We start from the raw sequence: 20875 nt of genomic DNA, 5'->3' as shown, positions 1-20875 counted from the left end.
CACCTAACCTGCAGCTTGGTGCGCTTTTATGCAAAAAGGGATGCCGCAATTGGCATCCTCTTTTTCCCAACTTATTTCTTGTTGGTATCGATAATTTTTTGAAGATTGGCCTTAATGCTCTTCATCGTCGTGTCGATATCAGCGTTGCCGAGCAAATACTTCTCCGATTCGGCAATAAACCCTTTCTCCAAATCAGCCGAGTACGAAACCGCGATCGGCGGATTCGGAAGCTTCGATACGCTGAGCGTGTTGATCAGCGAGGCCTTGTCGATTTTGTCCGGCGTCTTCGTAGCCGAAACGATCTGATCCAATTCCTTGTTCAGATCTGCCTTCTTCCAAGCGGACAGCTGCTTCGTCAGCCCCATCCCTTCTGTCGACAGGAAGCGGATGAATTGGTAGGCTTCTTGCTTATGCTTCGAATTCGAGGAGATAACCAAGGAGTCGGCTCCGCCGAACGAATAAGGCTCATCCCCTTTGTTGTTCGTCGGCCATGGAGCGAAGGCAGAGACGAAGGTCGCCGGCAGCTTGTCTGTTCCGCCCGCTTCCGAAATCATCCAAGGGCCAGTTGGCAGCATGCTGGCTTTGCCCTGGAAATATTCATCACGGTAAGGAATCTTCTGAGAGACGACATCCTGATAAGGACGGATGCTCTTATCTGTATGCTCCATCGCATAGCGTAGCTCGAGTGACGACTTCATCAATGGATTGTCCGCGTTCAGCTTCGTGCCATCGTCCGCCATGATGCCTTGATCTTTCTGCGAGCTGTACTGACGGAGCAGGAAATAGTCTTTCCAGGTATAAAAAAACGCTCCGTATTGCTTGCTTGGACCGTCCCCTTTCGTCAGCTTCTTCGCATAATCACGGAACTCGTCCCATGTCCAGCTCTTCGGTACGGCTAGTCCTGCGGCATCCAGCTGCGTCTTATTCAGCAGGATGAGCCACGGCCCGAACTTGCCTGGCAGCGAGTAGCGTTTTCCGTTCACCTTCATCTGCTCCGCTTTATATTCATCCTCGTATTTCACGTTTTCTTTGCTTAAATAGCTATCTAAGGGCTCCAGCATGCCGTTCGATGCCCGCTTGCTAAAGTCGGGGGTGGAGTTCAATGAGAAGACGTCGAAGCTCTCACCGGACGCGTACATGATATCGATTTTTTTCTGCGTTTCATTTGAATCATTCTCTACCAATGGCATGTACTGGACCTTGATATTCGGATAATTCTTCTCAAAGGCGTCGATCGCCGGCTGGTATACCGACGCTTTCTCCCAGTTGAGGAACTTAATCGTTACCGGAGCGCTGGAGCCGGCGCCTGCGGCGGAATCGGTTCCTTTGCTTGGGCCTGTGGAGCTTCCACCACCTCCACTAGCACATCCTGTCAGCAATGCCGCAATGACAAGAGATGATGCAACTGCAGATCCTGCTTTTCTCTTCATGATCGTTTTGACCTCCCCGAATGGACACACGTTAATGCGTTACATCATTACCTTATCACCTTAATAAATTGTTTCAAAGCTTGTATTTTTACCCCTTTTTAAAATTTTTCACCCTTTCACCCCTCCGAGCGCAATGCCCTCGATGACCTGTTTTTGCCCCACAATAAAAATAATCAGCAGCGGGATGATCGCCGAAACGGTGCCCGCCATAATCAAGGAGAAGTAAGCTCCGCTCTGCGAAGCGAACTTCTGAATGCCGATCTGAACCGTGACCAGCTCGTCGCTCCGTAGAAAAATCAGCGGATTCGCATAGTCGTTCCACGTCCAGATAAACCGCAAAATCGCGTAGGTCGCCAGCGCCGGTCTAATGAGCGGCAGTGCGATGCTGGTGAACATCGTGAATTGTCCCGCACCGTCCAAACGCGCCGCCTCCATATATTCCTTATGAATACCGAGAAAAAACTGCCTCAGCATGAAGGTGCCTAACGCGCTGAAGGAGCCGATCAGAATGAGCCCTAGATGTGTATCGAACAAATTCAACCATTTAAAAATCATAAACTGCGGAACCATGATGGAGGAGCTGGGGATCATAAACGTCATCAGCACGACCATGAACAGCGCATTTTTTCCCCGAAACTCCACATGGGAGAAGGCGTACGAAGCCATGCTGGACACCACCAGCGAGACCAGTGTCGTCAGAACGCTGACCTTAATCGAGTTCCAATAATATAACTCAAAAGGATGCTCGCCAAACCACACATCGTAATAATTTTGATAGGCCTGCCAATGCTTGGGGATCCATTCGATCGGGTACTTGAACACGTCAATCTCCGGCTTCATGGACGCCGATACCATCCAAAAGAAGGGCAGCAAAAACGCAATGCCCACTATTAGCATTAGGACGGTGGCTGCTGCCCGCCTTATCGTTCCCTTTGTTAGCATGAATCTTCCTCCAACCTAGTAATTAACCCATTTCTTCTGTCCGTACAATTGTACCAGCGTGATCATCAAGACGCAGCCGAACAGGATCCACGCCATCGACGAGGCATAGCCGGTTTTCAAATTTTCAAAGGCCGTTGTGTACAAATAGTAAGTAATAACCGAAGTCGAATACGATGGACCGCCGTTCGTCAGCACCTTAATAATATCAAACGATTTAAAGGAGCTGATGAGTCCTGTAACCAGCAGGAAGAACGTGGTCGGAGATACCAAAGGGATCGTGATTTTTCGAAATCTCGTCCAGGAGCCCGCCCCATCGATATCGGCCGATTCGTACAGCTCACGAGGGATCGCCTGCAGTGCAGCCATATATACGATCAAGCAGAAGCCGATGCCGATCCAGATCATGATGAGCATAACGGAGGGCAGTGCAAAATGGATATCGCCCAGCCACTTCGGGGGATTGGTGACGCCAAGCGATTGGAGCGCCTGATTAATAGGGCCGTACGACGGATGGAACAGCAGCTGAAATACGATCGCCACCGCCACCACGCTGGAAATATAGGGCATGAAAAAGATCACCTTAAACAAGTTCTTGAGATACACATACTTATCAATGACAACGGCAAGCATTAGGGCCAGAATCAGCTGGACCGGCACGACCAACAGAAGGAGCAGATTATTTTTGAATGAGGTCAAAAACACCTGATCATCAAACAGCTGGCCATAATTCGCAAGACCGTTGAACTTGATTTTGTCCACGCCGGCAATAAAGCTCCAATTCGTAAAGCTGAGCATGAGCGACAGCAGTGAAGGGATGATGGTGAAAATCGTCAAACCCACGAACATCGGCGCCACCAAGATGTAGCCTGCCAGGTTCTCCTTCTTCTCTCCCTTAATTTTACGAAGCGACGCAGTGCGTCCCTTTTCCATTCTCGGCACGGGTTGTACCCTTAAATTCTCTGCCACCTTCAAAAGCGAACACCTCTTTGCGCAATCTTATTTTCTGCTATTCCTATTTAACCGTTTTAAAGCACCCAAAAAAAGCAACAGATTTGACCATTCTCGAAAATATTTGACCATAGTAAAAAGCCATAATACGAGGATTGCTCGCATTATGGCTTGGGCATGGGATTGTTACTGCTCTAGAAGCTGGAACCAGTTGAGGTTATAATGATTGCCGTTCGAATAAATCCGGAACGTATGTGTGCCCGCGGTTAGCTGGATGCTGCCGGACGATTGGGTAATCCATTTCTGCGTACCCCCTGTGTTGGGAACGCTTTGTGAATCGAGCACCGTTGACCCTTCCATGAGCTGGAACGCCCCCGTCGTATTCGCGCTTGCGACACGGTATTCGACCTTGTAGGTTGCCGTTCTTGGCAGCGTCACCGTGTAGTCCATCCAATCACCGGGATCGATGTAGGCCACATTCAGCCCTCCGCCGGTGTCGGTCGTCGTCTGGGTTTGTACGCCGTTCATGGTCGTATACGCTTCCGCTTCGATTTTGATCGGATCGACTTTGGTGAATTGAATCCAATTGATGTTGAAGGAGCTTCCTACTGCGTACAATCGAATGACCTGGGAGCCGGCACTCAGCGAAATATAGTCGGTCATCGTCTGCCACACCTGCGAGCCTCCGGTAGGGCTCACCCCGTGCGAATCCAGTACCGCGCTCCCGCTTCGCAGCTCAAAGCCGCTGCTGCCGTTCGCCGAGGCCACCCGGTACTCTACCTTATAGGCGCCGGTCTGCGCCACGTTCACGTTATAATCGAGCCAGTCGCCGGTATTGATGTAGCCGATATTTTGCCCGCCACCGACGTCCTGTGTGTCCTCTTTCTTCACTCCGCTCATTGCGCCATAGCTCTCGGCCTCAACCACACCCGGAATGGCGCTTGTAATGACCGGAGGCACCGCTTTCGGCTCCGGCGTCGAGGTTGGAGAACCGGAGTACACAATCAGGTTGTCAAAATACAGCGTCCCCGCTCCTGCCGTCAGCATCTGGATGTGGACACCATTCAAGTCTTTGCGATCCAGGCCGTCATTCGGTGCCCCGCTTGGCTGCGTCGACGCGCGAACAAAGCTCGAGAACGGCATGACGACGCTGTTCCATCCCGTAAAATTATCGACGAAATCATAATCGTACCGCTCGCCTTCCGCATCCTCCAGCTCCACTCGTACGGTACGTCCGCTGCTCTGACCCAAGACATCCAGCTTCATCCCCATGTGATACGACCAGTTCTGGTAGAACTTACTGTACCACTCCAGAGCCCCGCCTGACGCTTGATTATAATCCACTTTCAAAGCGTAATTGCCTTGGGTTTTGCTAGCCGTGTCCTTGGATAGCGTAATGGTCGAGCTACCGCTGGTCGAACTGCCGAACAAGGCGTTGTTATCCCAGTTTTCAAAATCCTCCGCGATCACCGTGTTCAACTTCACTGCTTGAAGCCAGTTTAGCCGGAAGTCCCCTGAAGCTCCGCTGACTTGCAGCGTATGGTTGCCCGCATTCAAGGTGACGGCTTGCGTCAAGGTTGTCCATTGCTGGTTCCCGCCCGTCGGAGGCACGGTTACTGTGGTTCCTTGCTGTACGCCGTCCACTAGCAGATTGAAGCTGGCATTGGAAGTCCCGCCATTCGCAACGCGATATTCCATTGTGTAGCTGCCCGTCGTTTTTACTGCTGCATTGTAGGTTAACGTATCACTCGTCTGAATGCTTGCGACATTTTTACCATTCCCCGTATCTGTTGTGGCTTCTACGCTGACGCCGCTCATACTTGCGTAGCTCTCCGCTTCAATTTTTCCCGGCAAGGGCTTCGTCCATGTGCCAGGTCTTTCGTAAACACGCACATAATCCACTTCCATCTGCTGCGGGAAAACCGTGGATGCATCCGGTGTCCCCGGCCAAGTGCCGCCTACCGCCAGATTCAACAGAAGGTGAAAGCGCTGGTCGAACGGACCCGGCTTGGGGCTATTGGAGCTGTACCAATCATCCACTTTCTTCGTGGAAAATAGGACGTCATCGACGTACCAGCGAATTTCTTCTTCGTCCCACTCTACCGCATACTCATGGAATCCGTTATTCGGTAAGGTGTAATCCCCTCCGGTGTGTAGCCACGGGTTGCCGTAATGGATCGTTCCATAAACCTTGAGCGGCTCCGCCCCGACCATTTCCATCATGTCAATTTCCCCGCTCCGCGGCCAATTGCCATACACCTTGTCGGACGGCAGCATCCAGATGGCCGGCCAGATTCCTAGGCCGCCAGTTGGAAGCTTCGCCATCACTTCGACCCTTCCGTATTTCCAGTCTCCCTTAGACTTCGTGACCATCCGGCAGGACGTATAATTGCGCTGCTGTGAGCCTGAGCCATAGGTTTCTTGAAGCGCTTTTAAAATAAGCTTGCCGTTCCCGTCCAAGAAGCAATTCGCGGTCCGATCGGTATAATATTCTTTCTCTTGATTGCCCCACCCGTCATTATTGGCTCCCGTGCCAATATCGTAGCTCCACTTCGTCGTATCCGGAGCAGCCCCGCTTGTGCCGTCAAACTCATCACTCCAAACCGGTACCCAAGTGTCTGTGGGTGCTGCATGGGCTTGCTGTGAGGATACGAAGCTGCTTGCTGCAAACAGGGAAAGTACTAGAAACATCCATAAGCTGATTTTTTTAATCATCCGTTTCATCCCTTCTCAATTTTAAGTTGTAACCGTTTACAAAATCCCAAAAAAATAATAAGCTCCTTCGGCCTCACCTCCCCTCATCCATTTATGACATAAAAAAGAGGAGCAGCTCACTTAGTAAAGGATTGATTTTACCAAGATGAACTGCCCCTGTTGGATGATCTTAAAGTGCCTGAATAGCGGCTAAGAGATTATAGAGAACTTGAACGGCCTCGGCACGTGTGGAGATGCCTTGCGGATCGAACTTGTCCGCTGTACGTCCTTGAATCAGATGCAGCGCCGCCGCGGTTTGCACAAACTCTGTCGCCCATGGAGACATTTGAGCTTCATCTGCGAAAGCATGGGTGCCTTGGCTCGCGACCTTGCCCTTCTTGTACTTGTAAGCTCGGAGCAGCATGGTCACCATTTCCTCGCGGGTAATCGATGCATTCGGATCGAACAATCCCGCCTGCTTGCCTTGCAGAACGCCGGCCTTCACTGCGGCGGATACCGCATCGGCATACCAGTCGCCGGACTTCACGTCGGTAAAGGCTGTTTCGCCTTTGTCCGTCAGCTTCAATGCTCTTGCAAGCAGCACCGTAAATTCGGCACGCGTTACGCTGCGCTCAGGCTCAAAGGTCGTCGCGCTCGTTCCATCTACGAATTGCTTCGCTGCAAGCTCACGGATCACATTGGAAGCCCAGTGGCCGGACGGCACATCTGTGAAGGTCTTCGTCACTTCAAGTACTGCGTATTTGCTAAAATGGCTGATTTCAGCGGTAATAACATCATTTTTCACTTTACCGCCGACATACTCCAATGTTCCATCATTTGCAATGTAATAGATACCTGCCAATTTCGGATTCATGGAAGCTGCAAGCTTCAGTTCAATGATCATAGGCTTATCAAATTTCGTAAGCTCGGTCGTTTTTCCATCCGCAGTCTGAATGGACAGATGGAATTCGTACACGTCGCCTGCCAGTTTAGTATCTGGTTTACTGATTAACTTCTTCGCATCGGCTTCGGTGATCCGGTCAACCTTCAGCGAGATCGTGCTGTTCTTCACATCATCCGCGGAAAGCTTGCCTGTTACTTGCTTTAACACATCGGATGGAATTGTAATGGTTAAGGCATCGGTCTTGATCTCCAAGCGGTTCGATTTAACCAACTCGGACGCATTCCCCGGAAGCTTGATCTCCGAAGTGTTAGCTGGAACCGAGATCGTTGCTTTGCCGTTTTGGCCGTTCGTTAATTGATCGGCTGTAGCCGTGACCGTTCCATTGTTCACCGTGGATGGCTGGCTCGAAGAGCTGGAGCCTCCACTGCTGGAAGTCGCCGGTGCCAGTGGCGTTGCGCTAAGCTCATTGGACGCTGCGCTGAGTCCACCTGGATTTACTGCCTTGACGACAAAGTAATAGGTCGTGCCATTGGTCAGATTGATCGCATCGTAGCTGTACACCGCGCCGTTTACTGTCGCCAGTGGCGTGCTGCTGTACACTCCGGTTGCCGTGCTGCTGTACACTTGGTAGCCCGTTGCGCCTGCTACCTGGCTCCAGCCAAGGCTGACGTGGCCGCTGCCTGCTACCGCTGTTTGCAGCGACGGTGCTCCTGGCGCCGGAACTTGCGGCGTCGCGCTAAGCTCATTGGACGCTGCGCTGAGTCCACCTGGATTTATTGCCTTGATGACAAAGTAATAGGTCGTGCCATTGGTCAGATTGATCGCATCGTAGCTGTACACCGCGCCGCTTACTGTCGCCAGTGGCGTGCTGCTGTACACTCCGGTTGCCGTGCTGCTGTACACTTGGTAGCCCGTTGCGCCTGCTACCTGGCTCCAGCCGAGGCTGACGTGGCCATTGCCTGCTACCGCTGTTTGCAGCGATGGTGCTCCTGGCGCCGGAACTTGCGGCGTCGCGTTAAGCTCATTGGACGCTGCGCTGAGTCCACCTGGATTTACTGCCTTGATGACAAAGTAATAGGTCGTGCCATTGGTCAGATTGATCGCATCGTAGCTGTACACCGCGCCGCTTACTGTCGCCAGTGACGTGCTGCTGTACACTCCGGTTGCCGTGCTGCTGTACACTTGGTAGTCCGTTGCGCCTGCTACCTGGCTCCAGCCGAGGCTGACGTGGCCATTGCCTGCTACAGCCGTTTGCAGCGACGGTGCTCCTGGTGCCGCTACTTGCGGAGTGGCGCTGACTTCATTGGAAGCATCGCTCACTTTGCCAGGGTACTGCGCAGTTACCACATAAGAATAAGTTATCCCGTTCGTTAAGCCCGTCGCGGTGTAGCCGTATACATTGCCGCTTACGGTGGTCAGAGCATCAGCATACGTACCGTTTGCCGTTTTCTGATACACGGAATACGTAACCGCCCCGTTCATTGGGCTCCATCCGAGAGTGACCTGTCCATCTCCCGAAGACAGAACGCCAATGGTCGGTGGAGTAAGCACTTGCCCCGAGATGGTGATGATCGTGCTTGCGACTGCACCTGAGCCGTCGTAAGCCGTAGCCACAACCTTCACTGGCCCGTTCTTGACCGCGGTTAATACCCCGCTCGAGCTGATCGTTGCCTTGTCGGTAGGGCTGTTGTCTGCGTTAAACACAGACCAAAGGACTGCATTCGAACTCGCATTCGCAGGCAGAACCTGCGCGGACATTTGCAATGTGCCGTTATCCGTAGTAATCGCCGACGCACCGCCAGCTCCCGCCAAACTTACAGAGCTAACAGGAGCCCAGTACGGAATCACCGTTCCGCCGAGTTTAAAGTCCGTATATTCCGCTGTTTTGACAGGAATACTCGTATTCAGCTTCCGGTCAAAAATCCCGATCTTAGGGTTCGTCAACGTCAGCGTGAAGGTATCCGTAACTTGAGTCCAGTTAGTACCGTCCGCACTATAATAGCCCTTGTATGTCGTTCCCGTCTTATCAATTCTTAAATAGATATCTCCCGGAGCCACCGGATCGGTATAGTTTTTATCCGTTTGTGTTCCGGTCTTGACTTGCGAGAATCGGATTTGTTTGGCAGCCGGACTGCCGTTGGCTTGGCGTCCCAAGGAGATCAAGTTGCTGTCATCTTGATAAACGATTAAGCCAGCCCATTCAAAGCTTGCTGAAGCATCGAACTTTAACTTTGTAGAAATCGAGAAATCGGTGGTTCCAGGATCTCGAAGCAAAATATTGCTCGGCTTAGACCCGCCCCAGCTTCCTTCGATTGTCGTTAATCGCATGACATTCGGATTCGCTGGAGTGATCGCCCAATTATCCCGGTTCTCTCTGACCCAGCTCCATCCGTTGCCCAAGACCAAGGCTTGCCCGCTAATCGTGATCGTCTGTTTACCGGTGACCCCGGAGCCGTCTTTGGCCGTCGCAACAACGCTCACGGTTCCGTCTGTCAGCGCTTTTAGCATGCCTGTAGTAGCATCGATCGAAGCGGTGCCCGTGCCGTTCACAACTGACCACGTCAGTGACCGGTCATTGGCATTTAGAGGTTGGACATCGGCCAGCATCTGCAGCGTGCCGTTTTTGTAGGTAATCGCGGTTACACTGTTCTGTCCGGTAACGGTTATGCTGGTCACCTTCAAAATCTGACCGCTGATCGCGATCAGCTGACTTGCCGAAGCGCCAGTCCCGTCATTGGCTGTAGCGATCACCTTCACCATGCTATCGTTCATATCCTGAACGGCGGATAGCAAGCCTCCGCTGCTAATCGTCGCCTTATTCGTTGCCGTGCCGTCCGGGTTGACAACCGTCCAGGCAACCGATGCGTCGGTAGCATTAGAGGGAGCTACAACCGCATTCATTTGCAGCGTGCCGCCCTTGGCTGTGATCGCTGTCGCGTTGCCCTCCGAGGTTAAGGTAATGCCAGTCACCGGTACAGCTTTTGCTGGATTCACCGTGACATTGGCCTGTGCTTTAACCGGGGTATTCAAAGCACCTAGGGCCGCTTGAACCGATCCCTGGACCGTAAAGCTTCCCGGGGTCGCATATTGGGACGGATCGATGCTGTCCCAGCTTACAAGCGCCTGCTTCGTCGACGAATCGGTGAAATTCTGTACGGCATAAGCCGGCAGCAGCGGAGCTCGTCCCGTAATCGTAGCCGCGTTCACCGGTGTGAAGCCTGCCGTTACTCTTGGCACGTAATCGCCCATCGTAGTTCGCATCGTGCCTTTTTTCACGGGAGTTCCGGTGTTATTGGCAATATGCGTAATCTCACCGAAGCCGCTTAAGTACACGGTCGTTGCATTGTGGATTTTGACGCCTGGTGTGTCAGGAATTTCAATCGCGTGGTCCAGCTTCACATCCGCATCTCTAAAGAAGGAATATAAACCCAGTCCATACGCTTCATGCGAGGTCACGGAATCCGCAACTTTATAAGAAGCATAACCGTTGACGGTGCCATTGCTGCTCATCCAGCTATTTTGGTTTGGCACATCATAAGGGATCTCCGTTTGATAAAAAAACATTTTGCCGCGTTCGCCATTCCATACGGTCTGATATTGATGGAAATGCTCGACGAAAAGGCCGTACATCGTGACGTCATTTCCGTTGACAATCATGCCATTGGTCGTGAGGTTAGAATTCCACGCCGCCCCTGTGCCATGATCCGCGCGCCATACCCAGAAGTGGTCGCCGATGACATTGCTGCTGTTGATCTCGATACAAACGTCCGCTTTGGCAAGCGCATCCCCGCCGACCCGGAAAAACAGATCGTGAAGCGAACTTGGGTTGCCGGCATGATTCGCGGAGCTGCCTTTAGGGCCGACCTGCAGAAGGACAGGCGAGCTCACACTGCCTGCTTCGAACAGAAGCCCGGCAATTTTCACGCCATCTACATCGTCCACCGAAAGGGCTACAATGCCATTGTCCGAATGCAGCGTAGCGAGTCCAAGACCCAGCACCACTGTGTCCGGCCGTGTGACTCGAATCGTATCTGTGAGATGGTAGACGCCAGGTGTTAGCAGTAGGTGCTTGCCTTGAGCGAGCGCCGCATTAATTGCCGCCGCTGTAGTTGCCGGATTAGCTATAAAGAAGTTTTCGATCGGAATCGACGTACCGGCCGCAGGCCCGCCTGCCCAGCTAGTTCCATTCGTGTTCGAAGCCGTATTTGGTACAAACACGTTATATTGATTCGCAGCCGTATCGAAAGTCAGGAACGGCTTCTCCCGAATGACAGGCGTCGAATTGACCACCGTAAAGGCCGTGGTTGGCCAATTTTCCACCGGAGCATTGACGGAGCCGACTATCGTCGTGTTCCAGACAGCCCCATTCCACGTTCCCCACTTACTGTTTCGGGAAAACCACTGCTGCTGGGAACCGGATGTTACCGTCCCATCCACCAACGTATCGGCCAAAAAGCCGCCGCTTGCCCACCCGCCTTGATCGTGCAAGGTCAGGCCGCCTTTCACGTGCAAACGTCGCATAGGCGCCGCCTGAGAAACGGCAAACTTCATATCGCCGCTGGATGGCGCTACGGCCAAGTTTTCGACGGATCGCCAGAAGTTCTGCGTCGCATTGTGACTTCCCGCCCAATCTGCATCTACCGTGATCCCGCCGTTAATGGTGACGTCATCCGGCAATTGCCCCAGACCGGACACTTGCGTGTAGAAGCCCATGCGGATATTCGCGCTGTACGTCCCGGGCTTGAAGAGCATCGCATAGCGGTCGCTGCCGAATTGGTTTGTTTCCTGCTTCGTGAATACACTCGTGCTGATCGATTGAATGTCTGCCGCCGGTGTGGACGGATCAAACACATACACGTTAGGTCCGAAGTCCGGCTGCGTTAATCCGGAAGCATCTGTAGACAAGGCGGATTCTGTGCCGCCGCTTACCGCTGCAACCTTGTAGTAATATCTGGTGTTCGATGACAAGCTTGTGTCAGCATAGCTGTTCGAAGCAATAGCCGACGTGTTCGCCTTGAGGAAGGGACCGCTACTGCTCAGGGAACGGTACACATTATAACTGTCGGCACCTGATACAGCGGGCCAGGACAAGCTGACCGAATTGGCGGTCGTTGTCGTCACACCCGGCTGACTTGGCGCTGCCGCAAGGGAAACACCGGCTGCCACATTAAACAGACTGATCAAAATAGTAATGGCGAGAATGGCAGATAAACTTCGTTTTAACAAGTTGACACCCCCAAGTAAACTATGCACTATATGCAGCTTGACCGTTTGGACAGGCTGTTTTCATTATAGCTACACGGATTTACGCGGATAAGTAAACATCTTGACTACTTTTATACTTTTTTGACTTTTTTCGAACTGGGGCAACGAAAAAAAAGAACCCCTCGCGGGGTTCATTGCAGCTTCTGCTAAATGGTTATTTGTTTTCAATCTGCCCATTCGTAGCGCCTTGTTCGGCCGATTTGTTTCGAGCCTTTTTCGATATGCTGTCATTCGCCGGCTCCTGCTCGCCCATCTTGCAGTCCCCGCAAATCCAGCTTGTTCCCACTTCGCCGTGCCCGTTGATTTTACCGCATTGTTCGCAAGTCAGCATGCCATGTCTCTCCTTTTTTAGTTGAGGAAATCCATCCATGCTACCATTAAACCATGCAGCTGCGCGATCAGCGCTGTGATTTTTGTCACAGTGATCCCAAGCTAAAACGTGCCGGTCACGTCCATCGCGCTAACTTCCTTCACTTCCTTGCTCCCCTTCGAGGCACGAATCCGCTCCTGAAGCTTCTCGTAATACAGATCCTCGTCAAGCGGCAGATCCACCCAATCATCCAGCCAGGACGATAAATGGATCGCATTGGAGATCGTCAGCCCTTTGATGCCCTCTTCGCCGGGAGCCAGCAGCGCGGTGCCCTTCAGGATCGCGTCGACGAAGTTTTGGGTAATGCCCGCATGCTTCGCTCCGCTCGACTTCACCGGAATGTCGATCTTCCAGCACTCCGGCTTGCCGAAGCCGCCCTTATAGTTCCGGTTGAATTCCGGTTCCGATACGGTCAGCCGGTGGAACGTCATTTTGCCGTCCTCGATCAAAATTTTGCCCCGATCCCCCGACACCTCAAAGCGGTCCGTTCCTGGCGCTTCACCCGTTGTTGTGACGAAAAGACCGGTGGCGCCGTTCTCATACTCGACGTACGCCGTAACATCGTCTTCGACTTCAATGTCGCGGTACTTGCCGAAGTGGCAAAATGCGCGAACGCGCTTCGGCATCAGGCCAGTCGTCCACTGCCACAGGTCGAGCTGATGCGGGTCCTGATTGATCAGGACCCCTCCGCCTTCTCCGGCCCAAGTCGCACGCCAGCCGCCGGAATCGTAGTAGCTCTGCGGGCGGTACCAGGACGTAATAATCCAATTGGTACGGCGAATTTCGCCCAGCTCTCCCGAGGAGATCAGCTCGCGCAGCTTCTGATACATCGGATTCGTGCGCTGGTTGTACATGATGCCGAACACCTTGCCGGAAGCGGCGGCGGCTTCGTTCATCTCGCGCACCTTCTTCGTGTAGACGCCGGCCGGCTTCTCCACCAGCACATGGTAGCCATGGTCAAACGCCTCAATCGCGAGCGTCGGATGGTCGTAATGCGGCGTGGCAATGATCACGGCGTCGAAGGCCCGGGACTCGAAAAATTGCGCCGTATTGTCAAACAGCTGAATGCGGTCCCCATAATTCGACTTCACCCAACCGAAGCGCGCGGGATCCTTATCGCAGATCGCCGTCAGGACGCCCCCTTTAATCTCCTTGTCCATGAGATACTTGGTATGGTTTTTCCCCATATTGCCGATACCGATCAGACCGATTCTGACTTGCTCCATAGGTATGGTCACCAGCCCTTCTTAGATTTGGAATACAGATAATCGTTCGGCAAAGTGCTCCCAGGCGTCATCTGGCAGCGAGATCAAATCGTTTGTATCCTGCATATGCCCGCGTAATCGATCCAATAATTCCGCCACAAGCGGACTCGCATCCTCGCGAACGGCGAGATTGTCCATCTCCTGCGGATCGCGGATAACGTTGTACAGCTCCAAGTACAGCTCATCCTTATAAAAGTCCACGATCAGCTTGTGCTCCTGATGAACGACACACCGTTGAAAATGCCCTCTCGCCTGATTCCCGTCGTACTGGATATAGACGCTGTCACGCTCCAGCCGCGTTCCATGCTGGATGCTCGGCAGCAGCGACACGCCGGACAGCCGCTCAGGCGGCTCTATCCCAAGTATGCCGCACAGCGTAGGAAGGACGTCCACCGCGCTGACCAGCTCGCTCACCGTCCCGGCAGGAATGATATCCTGCATTGAACTCGGCAATTTGAAGGTCAGCGGGATCCGCGTCGCTTCCTCGTACATGCAGTTTTTTTGCCACAGGCAGTGTGAGCCCAGCATTTCCCCGTGATCGCTGGTAAACACAATCAGCGTGTCGTCGTACAGGCCTTGCGTCTTCAGCTCCTCCACGATCAGGCCGACGCAATGGTCGAGCATTCCCACCAGCCCTAGATAGACCGGCCAGATGTGCTGCCAATCGTCCCGGCTGTACCGCGTTCCGATCGCACCCGGCAAATGATGCAGCTGCAGCGGGGATTGATGCTTGCACCACACCCCAACGTTCTCAGGCAGCTCCACCTCCGCGTCCTTCACCATGGAAAACCACGGCTCGGGCACATCGAACGGGGGATGAGGCGCGATAAACATCGCGTTCAGCAGGAACGGCTTGCCCTGATCCCGCGAGCGAATCGCCTCCACGGCGGCATTTGCGATATAGCCGTCGAAGCTGAATTCGAAGCCTTCCTCATAGCAGCCCGTGGCAGGGATGGAATACGGCTTCATCCGGGTGTACTTGCCTGCCACCAGCTCCGGCGTCATGCCCCGGAACGCACTCCCGCCGGGACTGCGTTTGCCATGCTGTTGCAAAAAACGCTTATAATCGGCGTCCGTATTCCATTTCGTCGGCGATTCTGGGTCTTGATCCAGCGGCTCTGCTAGCTTCAGATGCTGCTTGCCAACGTGCCAGCTATCCCACTCCCGCTCGAGCAGCTGATACAAATTCGCAATGCCCGGCTGCATGAACCCGTGCTCCCGATCCGGCGTCTTGCCGGGATTCATCAAGCTGCCGTTGCAGTTCGGGTACGTGCCGGTAAAAAAAGCGCCGCGCGCCGGCACACAAAGCGGAGAGGCGCAGTAGGCCCGCTCCATGCTCACGCTTTGCTGCTGCAGGGCATATAGATGCGGCGTATACCGCTCAGTGATGACATCCTTGCGCAGCTGATCGGCCATCAGGATGACGACATTCGGCTTCCTCGACATCGCTCTGTGGTCACCTACTTCTTTTTCGCGGCTTCGATCTGCTTGTTTATCGCTTCCTCGGCTTCCCGCGTCATCGTATTGATGTCCTTGCCTTTCTTTACTTCCTCAAACTTGTCGCTCATCACCTTGTCGGCCAAGTTGTCATAGTCGGTCCCATCCACGTATGGGCTGTGCTGGCTTTTGAAGGCGCTGCTGATCTTCTTGTCGCTAAGGCCGGGCACACTGGTGGCAAAAACCTTTTGAATCTCAGGGTTCTTCAAGGTGGTCAATCCTGCCATTTTGGAATACTCTATTTGAATCTCGTCGGTCGTCAGGAAGTCGAACAGCTTAATTACGTCATCCTTGTGTTTGCTGTTGGAACCGATCGAGAGCAAAGGCCGGATACCGCCTTCCGGATTGCTGATATTCGGCTTTTCCGGATAGCTCGGATATTGCGCCACATCCCAGTTCAGGTCTTTTATGGGCGTCACTTCTTTAATAAAGGTCAATAGACTCGGCGAGGCGAACATGGCAATGGTTTTGTCTTTCATAAACCGTTCCCGCGTCTTGGCCGCATTGACCACCGGAAGGTCGTTGCCGGGAATGTCGTTAATTATTTTGCCGAGGGCGAGCACCTTTTGCCAATCCGCGGTGTTGACGGATGCTTTTTCCGTTTTCGGATCGACAGACGCTACGCCGAGCCCCGCGCCCAAGCTCTGAATATTTTGGTAGTCCAGGCCTTTATACTGCACGCCGTTATCGTTGCGAGTCAGCTTCTTGGCCAGCTCGTAAACGTCATCCCACAGCATGCCGTCCTTCGGGTAAGGAATGCCGAACTTGTCGAAAATATCCTTGTTGTAAATGAGCGCCCACGGCGTGCTGCCTCCGGCTCCGAACGGAATGCCCCACAGCTTATCCTTCGTTCTGCCGCGTGAAATATCGATATACTGAGGCTTGAATTTGTCCAGGCTGATGTTGTTTTTGCTGAGCAGCGGCGTCACGTCGTCGATCAGGTTATAGGTCGTAAAATCAATGATTTGGCCGCTCTGAATCGCGTAGATGTCCAGATCCGTGCCGGAAGCAGCGAGCTGTTCAGGACCGGTCTTGGAATCTCGGACGATCATGTCCAGCGTCACGTTCGGATATTTCTTTTTTAACGGCTCGACAATCAGCTTCTGGTATTCCTCATCGCTGAAGACGCCCCAGTTGTACACCTTTAAAGTAATCGGCTTGCCGCCGTTAATCTGATCGTCCTTAGGCGGTGCTTGCTTCGCCGGTGCTGCGGAAGGCTGCTGTGTTTGCTGTGGCTGCTGCGAATGTGTCTTGCCGTCGCCTTGGCTGCAGCCAGCGGAAGTAAGGGCTAATGCCGTTAAACTGACTAGAGAAATCCAGGCCGTACGCTTCATATTCGTTCCTCCCTAATAGAGATTCACCCTTGCAGAACATCCTTGATCCGAATGGGACATCGCTCCTTCACAGAACGCCAAACCGCTTCGCCCGTAGCAACCGAATAAGCCCCGGCCTTCGCGCCGGACAAAATTTCGTAGGATCGCTTCGGATCCGGGTCGAGGAACAGGTCCTCCTGCATGATCGGATCGGCGCCGCCGTGGGAGCCGCCGTTTTGGACCACATGGATCGTTTCCTTGGAGCCAAATAACGGGAAATAGTCCACCGTCTGCACCGGCGTCGGAAAAGGGGTCCGGTTATGGTTGTACTCCTGCGATTCGATGCGTCCCTTCGTGCCGTTGATGGCTAGCCGATACCCTTCGTAGGGCAGCGAGAAATTGACCGACGGCCTCAATTCCCCCTATGTGTAAGATGGCTGCGACTGTGACGCCTGACTGACAACGTAGGGACCGTATTGCGCAGTCGTCACCGGAATGTAGCGAACAAAGCAGTTGTCCTCGGCGCTGAAGGCATGCTCCCACATCCTGGTGTACATTTCCTTCACAATCCCCTCCATGCCCGGATGATCAGCGATATTGACCAGCTCATGCGGATCCGCCTGCAAATCATACAGCTCATCGAGATCCGAAGGGTTGTACACGAATTTGTACCGCTTCGTCTTGACCATGCGGTTGATATAGTACAGCTCGGTACCGTTGCATTGCGTGAACAGCGAATCGCGCCAACGCTCCGGCTGGGTGCCCCGCAGGAATGGAACCAGGCTGAGACCGCTGCACTTGCCCAAAGGCTGGGCTCCGGCCAGCTCCAGAATCGTCGGCGCCGCATCCATTAAGCTGACGAACTCGTCCATGGCACGTCCACCATGCTCCGCCAGCTGAGGCGCCCGAATGATGAACGGTACCCGGTAACCCTCATCGAAGGTGCTGATGCCTTTGCAATATAAGCCATGCGCTCCCGCGTGCTCCCCGTGATCGGAAACGAACATTACGATCGTGTTGTCGAGCTGGCCGTTGCGCTCCAGCGCCTCCAGCACCTCGCCGAACAGATCGTCCACCATCGTGCAGAAGCCCCAGTAGTGGGCGATCGATTCCTTGACCTCGTCCTCCGTCAGCTGGCTGAACACGCTCTTCATCCGGCGGTAAATGCCCGGCTTATCCTTCATATCATCATGAAAGTTCGGCGGCAGCTGCACCTTGCTCGGGTCATACATCTTGGCGTACTTTTCCGGTACGATAAAAGGATCATGCGGTGCCGTCGGACCGACAAACATGCACCACGGATCGCTGCTATCCTTCAAGCGGTCCAGCTGCTCGATCGCCGCCTGCACCGTCCGGTAATCCTTCGTATCCTCGTAGCGCTCGTCGGATGTCCCATACAACCGGTATGAGCCCCAGCCCGGCCGGGCAATCTCTCCCCGCTCCCGGTCCGCCTCGGCTTTGTCCGCTTTGAGCTTCCTGAACGCCTCCCGGCGCGAGCCGTGATCGAGCTTCTGCTCCCGCATATGCAGCTCGGCCCAGCCCCGATCCCGGGGCATCTCCGTGGCGGACACGTGCCATTTGCCGCTGTAAAACAGCTGGTAGCCCACATCCTGCAGCTTTTCCGAAAACATCTCTACGCCGTCATTTAAAGTCGTCCGAAGAGCTTGGTCATTGGATACGTTGTTGAATACGCCGTGCTGCGTCGGGTAAAGCCCTGTCATGAAGGATGCCCTCGCCGGACAGCAATGCGCCATCGGCGGATAAGCGTACGTAAAGGAAACTCCTTCTGACGCCAAGCGGTTCACATTCGGCATATGACAAAGGTGCCCCGGTAAAGTGACCTGCGCCTGCATTTGATCGGGCATGAAAATTAAGATGTTCGGCTGATTGTTCAACGCGGACGCGGATGACATCGGCGATTCCTCCTTCTATACTGCATGACCTTGCTTCTGAATGCGGTCCGCCAGCCGGTTCAAGTTGTCCAGACTGATCTGCATGCTGTCCATCGGATGGCCCGGGCATTTGTCCTGCTCCACCGCGTACCACTCGATGCCGCTTTGCTCGCCCCAGCGAAGGATCGGCTCGAAATCAATCGTCCCCGTGCCAATTTCGGCAAACGTCTGCGCCTCGTCATTCGTCATGTCCTTCAAGTGAATGATCGGCATCCGATGGGCGTACGGCTTGAGGAACTCCACCGTGTCGCGCCCCCCTTTTTTCACCCAATACACGTCGATTTCAGCCAGCAGCAGGTTGTCTTCCGTCGGCTCTAGCAAAAACTCCAGCGCGGACTTCCCCTCAATATTCGTCTGCAATTCAAAATCATGATTGTGATAGCTGATCCGATACCCTTGCGGGGCCAGCTTCCGTGCAAGCTCGTTCAGAAGAAAGCGCGCTGAAACAAAATCGCTTGGATTGTGCGTCTTCCCCGGCAGGCCTTTCAGCACGATATCTTTCGTATTGAACAGAACCGCTTCCTCTAGGACCTTGTCCAATTCGTCTATCAAACGATCCAAGGCCACGTGCATGCCTGCTACCTGCAATCCGGTTTCCTGCAGTACGGCAGCAATCTCTCTCGCATCCCAGCCCCACAGCCTTGAAATTTGAACGGCAGGCCAGCCCATCGCTTTCAGCTCACGCAGCGTTCCCGGAAAATCCTGTTTAACCAGCTCTCGAACCGTCGTCAATTGGGCGGCAAATTTGTGTTTCATCGGTGCGGCTCCCCTTCCCTTGGATGTGATTTTAATAAAACCGGCGGCCGAACAAGTAATGACGCTTGGGCAGCGGCAGGTCCTCCAGCTTCTCCACGCGCAGCAAGTCGCCATGCTCCAGCATGTTATGATCCTCGTTGCTGATAATCCACTTCAGCAGCTCGACACGCATTTGCTCCTTCAAGTCCTGAACGCCGGAATCGGTCGAATGGGCCAAGTTATGCAGCTCCTGCGGATCCTCCACCTCGTTGTAGAGCTCCTCAACTCCGCCGTAGACGTGGTACATGTAGCGCCACGTTTTGTTCGTGATCATATAGCTCATCTTCATCCCGCTCGTCTCGCTCTGGGAGACGTAATACTCCCGCACCGGCTTCTGCTCCAAGAGCACCGGCGACAAATCTTTACCGTCCACCGCCTGCTCCAGCGGCTCGCCGATGAGCGACATGAGCGTCGGCATCAGATCCTCCAGACCGACCAGCTCATCCGACGTCGTGCCCGCTGGAATGTGGCCGGGCCAGCTGATCATGAGCGGCACTTTGACGGAGCCATTGTAGAAGCAGCGCTTGAAATAGAGCCCGAAGTCGCCCATCAGATCGCCGTGATCCGAGGTAAAGATGACGATCGTATTGTCACGCAGCCCCTGCTCGTCGAGAAAACGCAGCATATTCCCGATCAATTTGTCCTGCAGCGAAATAAGGCCGTAATAGTACGCTTTGATCACTTTCTTGGCTTCCGGCGACAGCAGATCCCAGATGTAGTTGATATGCTCACTGTAGAGCAGATCGAGTCCACGCTCGCGGATCATCCCGATATCGCCGACCGGATCCGGCATCTCCCGGGGATCGTACAAGGCATCGTAAGGCCTCGGTGGATCGTAGACGGAGTGCGGCTTGGGAAACGAGGCCCACATGAAGAACGGCTTATCCGGCTGCTCCTGTACATGCTTCTTCATGTAGGAAATTGCGCCGTTCGCTACCCAGCTATCGACATAATGCTCCTCGGGAATCGGACTGCTGGCCGGATAAATATCGTTGTTGCCTAGCCCGTGACCGCGGGTATAGCCACCCCAGCCGACCGTTTTCAAATAATCATGGTAGTCCTCGACGCCTTCCAGCTGCCCCAGCTTGTCGTACTTCCCGAGAATCCGGCCGGATTCAGCGAGCTCCACATGCTGCAAGCCATGCACCGTTCGCGGCTCTCCCGGCTTTCGGTAAGGCAAGTAGTGCAGCTTGCCGACGGAGTAGGTTTCGTAGCCGCGTTTGACCAGCTCCTCACCCAGCTTGGGGAATCCCGGCTGAATGACGCCTTTGTTCCCCTTCTCCCCAGCCGCCGCCTTATGCGCGTAGCAGCCGGTTGTAAAGCTGATTCGTGCCGGCACACAGACCGGATTCGGCGTAAACGAGTGGCTGAAATTCACCCCGCTGGCCGCGAGCGCATTCATATTCAGTGTCTTGATCACCGGATTTCCGTTGCATTCCACGGCATCGTGGCGAAACTGATCGCTCATGATGACCAAAATATTCGGCTTCATGCGGTCTC

12 protein-coding genes and 1 pseudogene are annotated in these 20875 nt (G+C 53.8%); all 13 read right to left on the bottom strand.

The features are described 5' to 3' along the window. Positions 1–71: 71 nt before the first annotated feature. The gene (locus tag FPZ49_RS13535; RefSeq protein ID WP_144847471.1) at positions 72–1430 is read right to left on the bottom strand and encodes an ABC transporter substrate-binding protein; all 1359 of its coding nucleotides are present in this window, start codon (positions 1428–1430) and stop codon (positions 72–74) included. Positions 1431–1538: 108 nt separating this feature from the next. Further along, entirely contained in the window at positions 1539–2372 is an 834-nt protein-coding gene (locus FPZ49_RS13530) for a carbohydrate ABC transporter permease (protein ID WP_144847468.1), read from the bottom strand. 15 nt (positions 2373–2387) lie between these two features. Continuing rightward, positions 2388–3302, bottom strand: a complete 915-nt coding sequence (locus FPZ49_RS13525) for a carbohydrate ABC transporter permease (protein WP_144847572.1) — start codon at positions 3300–3302, stop codon at positions 2388–2390. A 204-nt stretch (positions 3303–3506) separates the two neighbouring features. Beyond that, positions 3507–6035 carry a carbohydrate-binding protein gene (locus FPZ49_RS13520; RefSeq protein ID WP_144847466.1) on the bottom strand — a complete coding sequence of 843 codons (2529 nt, stop codon included), beginning with the start codon at positions 6033–6035 and terminating at the stop codon, positions 3507–3509. A 169-nt stretch (positions 6036–6204) separates the two neighbouring features. After that, entirely contained in the window at positions 6205–12144 is a 5940-nt protein-coding gene (locus FPZ49_RS13515) for an S-layer homology domain-containing protein (RefSeq protein ID WP_144847464.1), read from the bottom strand. A gap of 193 nt (positions 12145–12337) precedes the next feature. Continuing rightward, positions 12338–12514, bottom strand: a complete 177-nt coding sequence (locus FPZ49_RS35725; RefSeq protein WP_186445809.1) for a hypothetical protein — start codon at positions 12512–12514, stop codon at positions 12338–12340. 101 nt (positions 12515–12615) lie between these two features. Further along, positions 12616–13779: a Gfo/Idh/MocA family protein gene (locus FPZ49_RS13510; protein ID WP_144847462.1), complete on the bottom strand. Its 1164-nt coding sequence runs from the start codon at positions 13777–13779 to the stop codon at positions 12616–12618. A gap of 21 nt (positions 13780–13800) precedes the next feature. Beyond that, positions 13801–15264 (bottom strand): sulfatase family protein, encoded by a 1464-nt coding sequence (locus FPZ49_RS13505; protein WP_144847460.1) that lies wholly within the window; start codon positions 15262–15264, stop codon positions 13801–13803. A gap of 14 nt (positions 15265–15278) precedes the next feature. Further along, positions 15279–16649 carry an ABC transporter substrate-binding protein gene (locus FPZ49_RS13500; RefSeq protein ID WP_144847458.1) on the bottom strand — a complete coding sequence of 457 codons (1371 nt, stop codon included), beginning with the start codon at positions 16647–16649 and terminating at the stop codon, positions 15279–15281. Positions 16650–16672: 23 nt separating this feature from the next. After that, positions 16673–17035: pseudogene (locus FPZ49_RS13495) on the bottom strand (Gfo/Idh/MocA family oxidoreductase); the annotation flags it as partial. A gap of 15 nt (positions 17036–17050) precedes the next feature. Continuing rightward, a complete protein-coding gene (locus FPZ49_RS13490; protein ID WP_144847456.1) occupies positions 17051–18541 on the bottom strand; it encodes a sulfatase-like hydrolase/transferase in 1491 nt (496 codons plus the stop codon). 15 nt (positions 18542–18556) lie between these two features. Then, positions 18557–19336, bottom strand: a complete 780-nt coding sequence (locus FPZ49_RS13485; RefSeq protein WP_144847454.1) for a sugar phosphate isomerase/epimerase family protein — start codon at positions 19334–19336, stop codon at positions 18557–18559. 31 nt (positions 19337–19367) lie between these two features. Next, complete coding sequence (locus FPZ49_RS13480; protein WP_144847452.1) at positions 19368–20867, bottom strand: sulfatase family protein; 1500 nt, start codon at positions 20865–20867, stop codon at positions 19368–19370. Positions 20868–20875: the final 8 nt, after the last annotated feature.

The sequence above is a fragment of the Paenibacillus cremeus genome (assembly GCF_007786445.1).
GTDB classification, from domain to species: domain Bacteria; phylum Bacillota; class Bacilli; order Paenibacillales; family NBRC-103111; genus Paenibacillus_G; species Paenibacillus_G cremeus.
The sequence above is the reverse complement of the archived record's forward strand: the minus strand, read 5'-3'. Positions and strand labels throughout refer to the sequence as shown.

Excerpts from the sequence above, each read along its gene's own strand:
- FPZ49_RS13525 (WP_144847572.1), bottom strand. The coding sequence starts at position 3,302 with ATGGAAAAGGGACGCACTGCGTCGCTTCGTAAAATTAAGGGAGAGAAG.
- FPZ49_RS13500 (WP_144847458.1), bottom strand. The coding sequence starts at position 16,649 with ATGAAGCGTACGGCCTGGATTTCTCTAGTCAGTTTAACGGCATTAGCC.
- FPZ49_RS13480 (WP_144847452.1), bottom strand. The coding sequence starts at position 20,867 with ATGAAGCCGAATATTTTGGTCATCATGAGCGATCAGTTTCGCCACGAT.
- FPZ49_RS13520 (WP_144847466.1), bottom strand. The coding sequence starts at position 6,035 with ATGATTAAAAAAATCAGCTTATGGATGTTTCTAGTACTTTCCCTGTTT.
- FPZ49_RS13505 (WP_144847460.1), bottom strand. The coding sequence starts at position 15,264 with ATGTCGAGGAAGCCGAATGTCGTCATCCTGATGGCCGATCAGCTGCGC.
- FPZ49_RS13485 (WP_144847454.1), bottom strand. The coding sequence starts at position 19,336 with ATGAAACACAAATTTGCCGCCCAATTGACGACGGTTCGAGAGCTGGTT.
- FPZ49_RS13510 (WP_144847462.1), bottom strand. The coding sequence starts at position 13,779 with ATGGAGCAAGTCAGAATCGGTCTGATCGGTATCGGCAATATGGGGAAA.
- FPZ49_RS13535 (WP_144847471.1), bottom strand. The coding sequence starts at position 1,430 with ATGAAGAGAAAAGCAGGATCTGCAGTTGCATCATCTCTTGTCATTGCG.
- FPZ49_RS13490 (WP_144847456.1), bottom strand. The coding sequence starts at position 18,541 with ATGTCATCCGCGTCCGCGTTGAACAATCAGCCGAACATCTTAATTTTC.
- FPZ49_RS13530 (WP_144847468.1), bottom strand. The coding sequence starts at position 2,372 with ATGCTAACAAAGGGAACGATAAGGCGGGCAGCAGCCACCGTCCTAATG.
- FPZ49_RS35725 (WP_186445809.1), bottom strand. The coding sequence starts at position 12,514 with ATGCTGACTTGCGAACAATGCGGTAAAATCAACGGGCACGGCGAAGTG.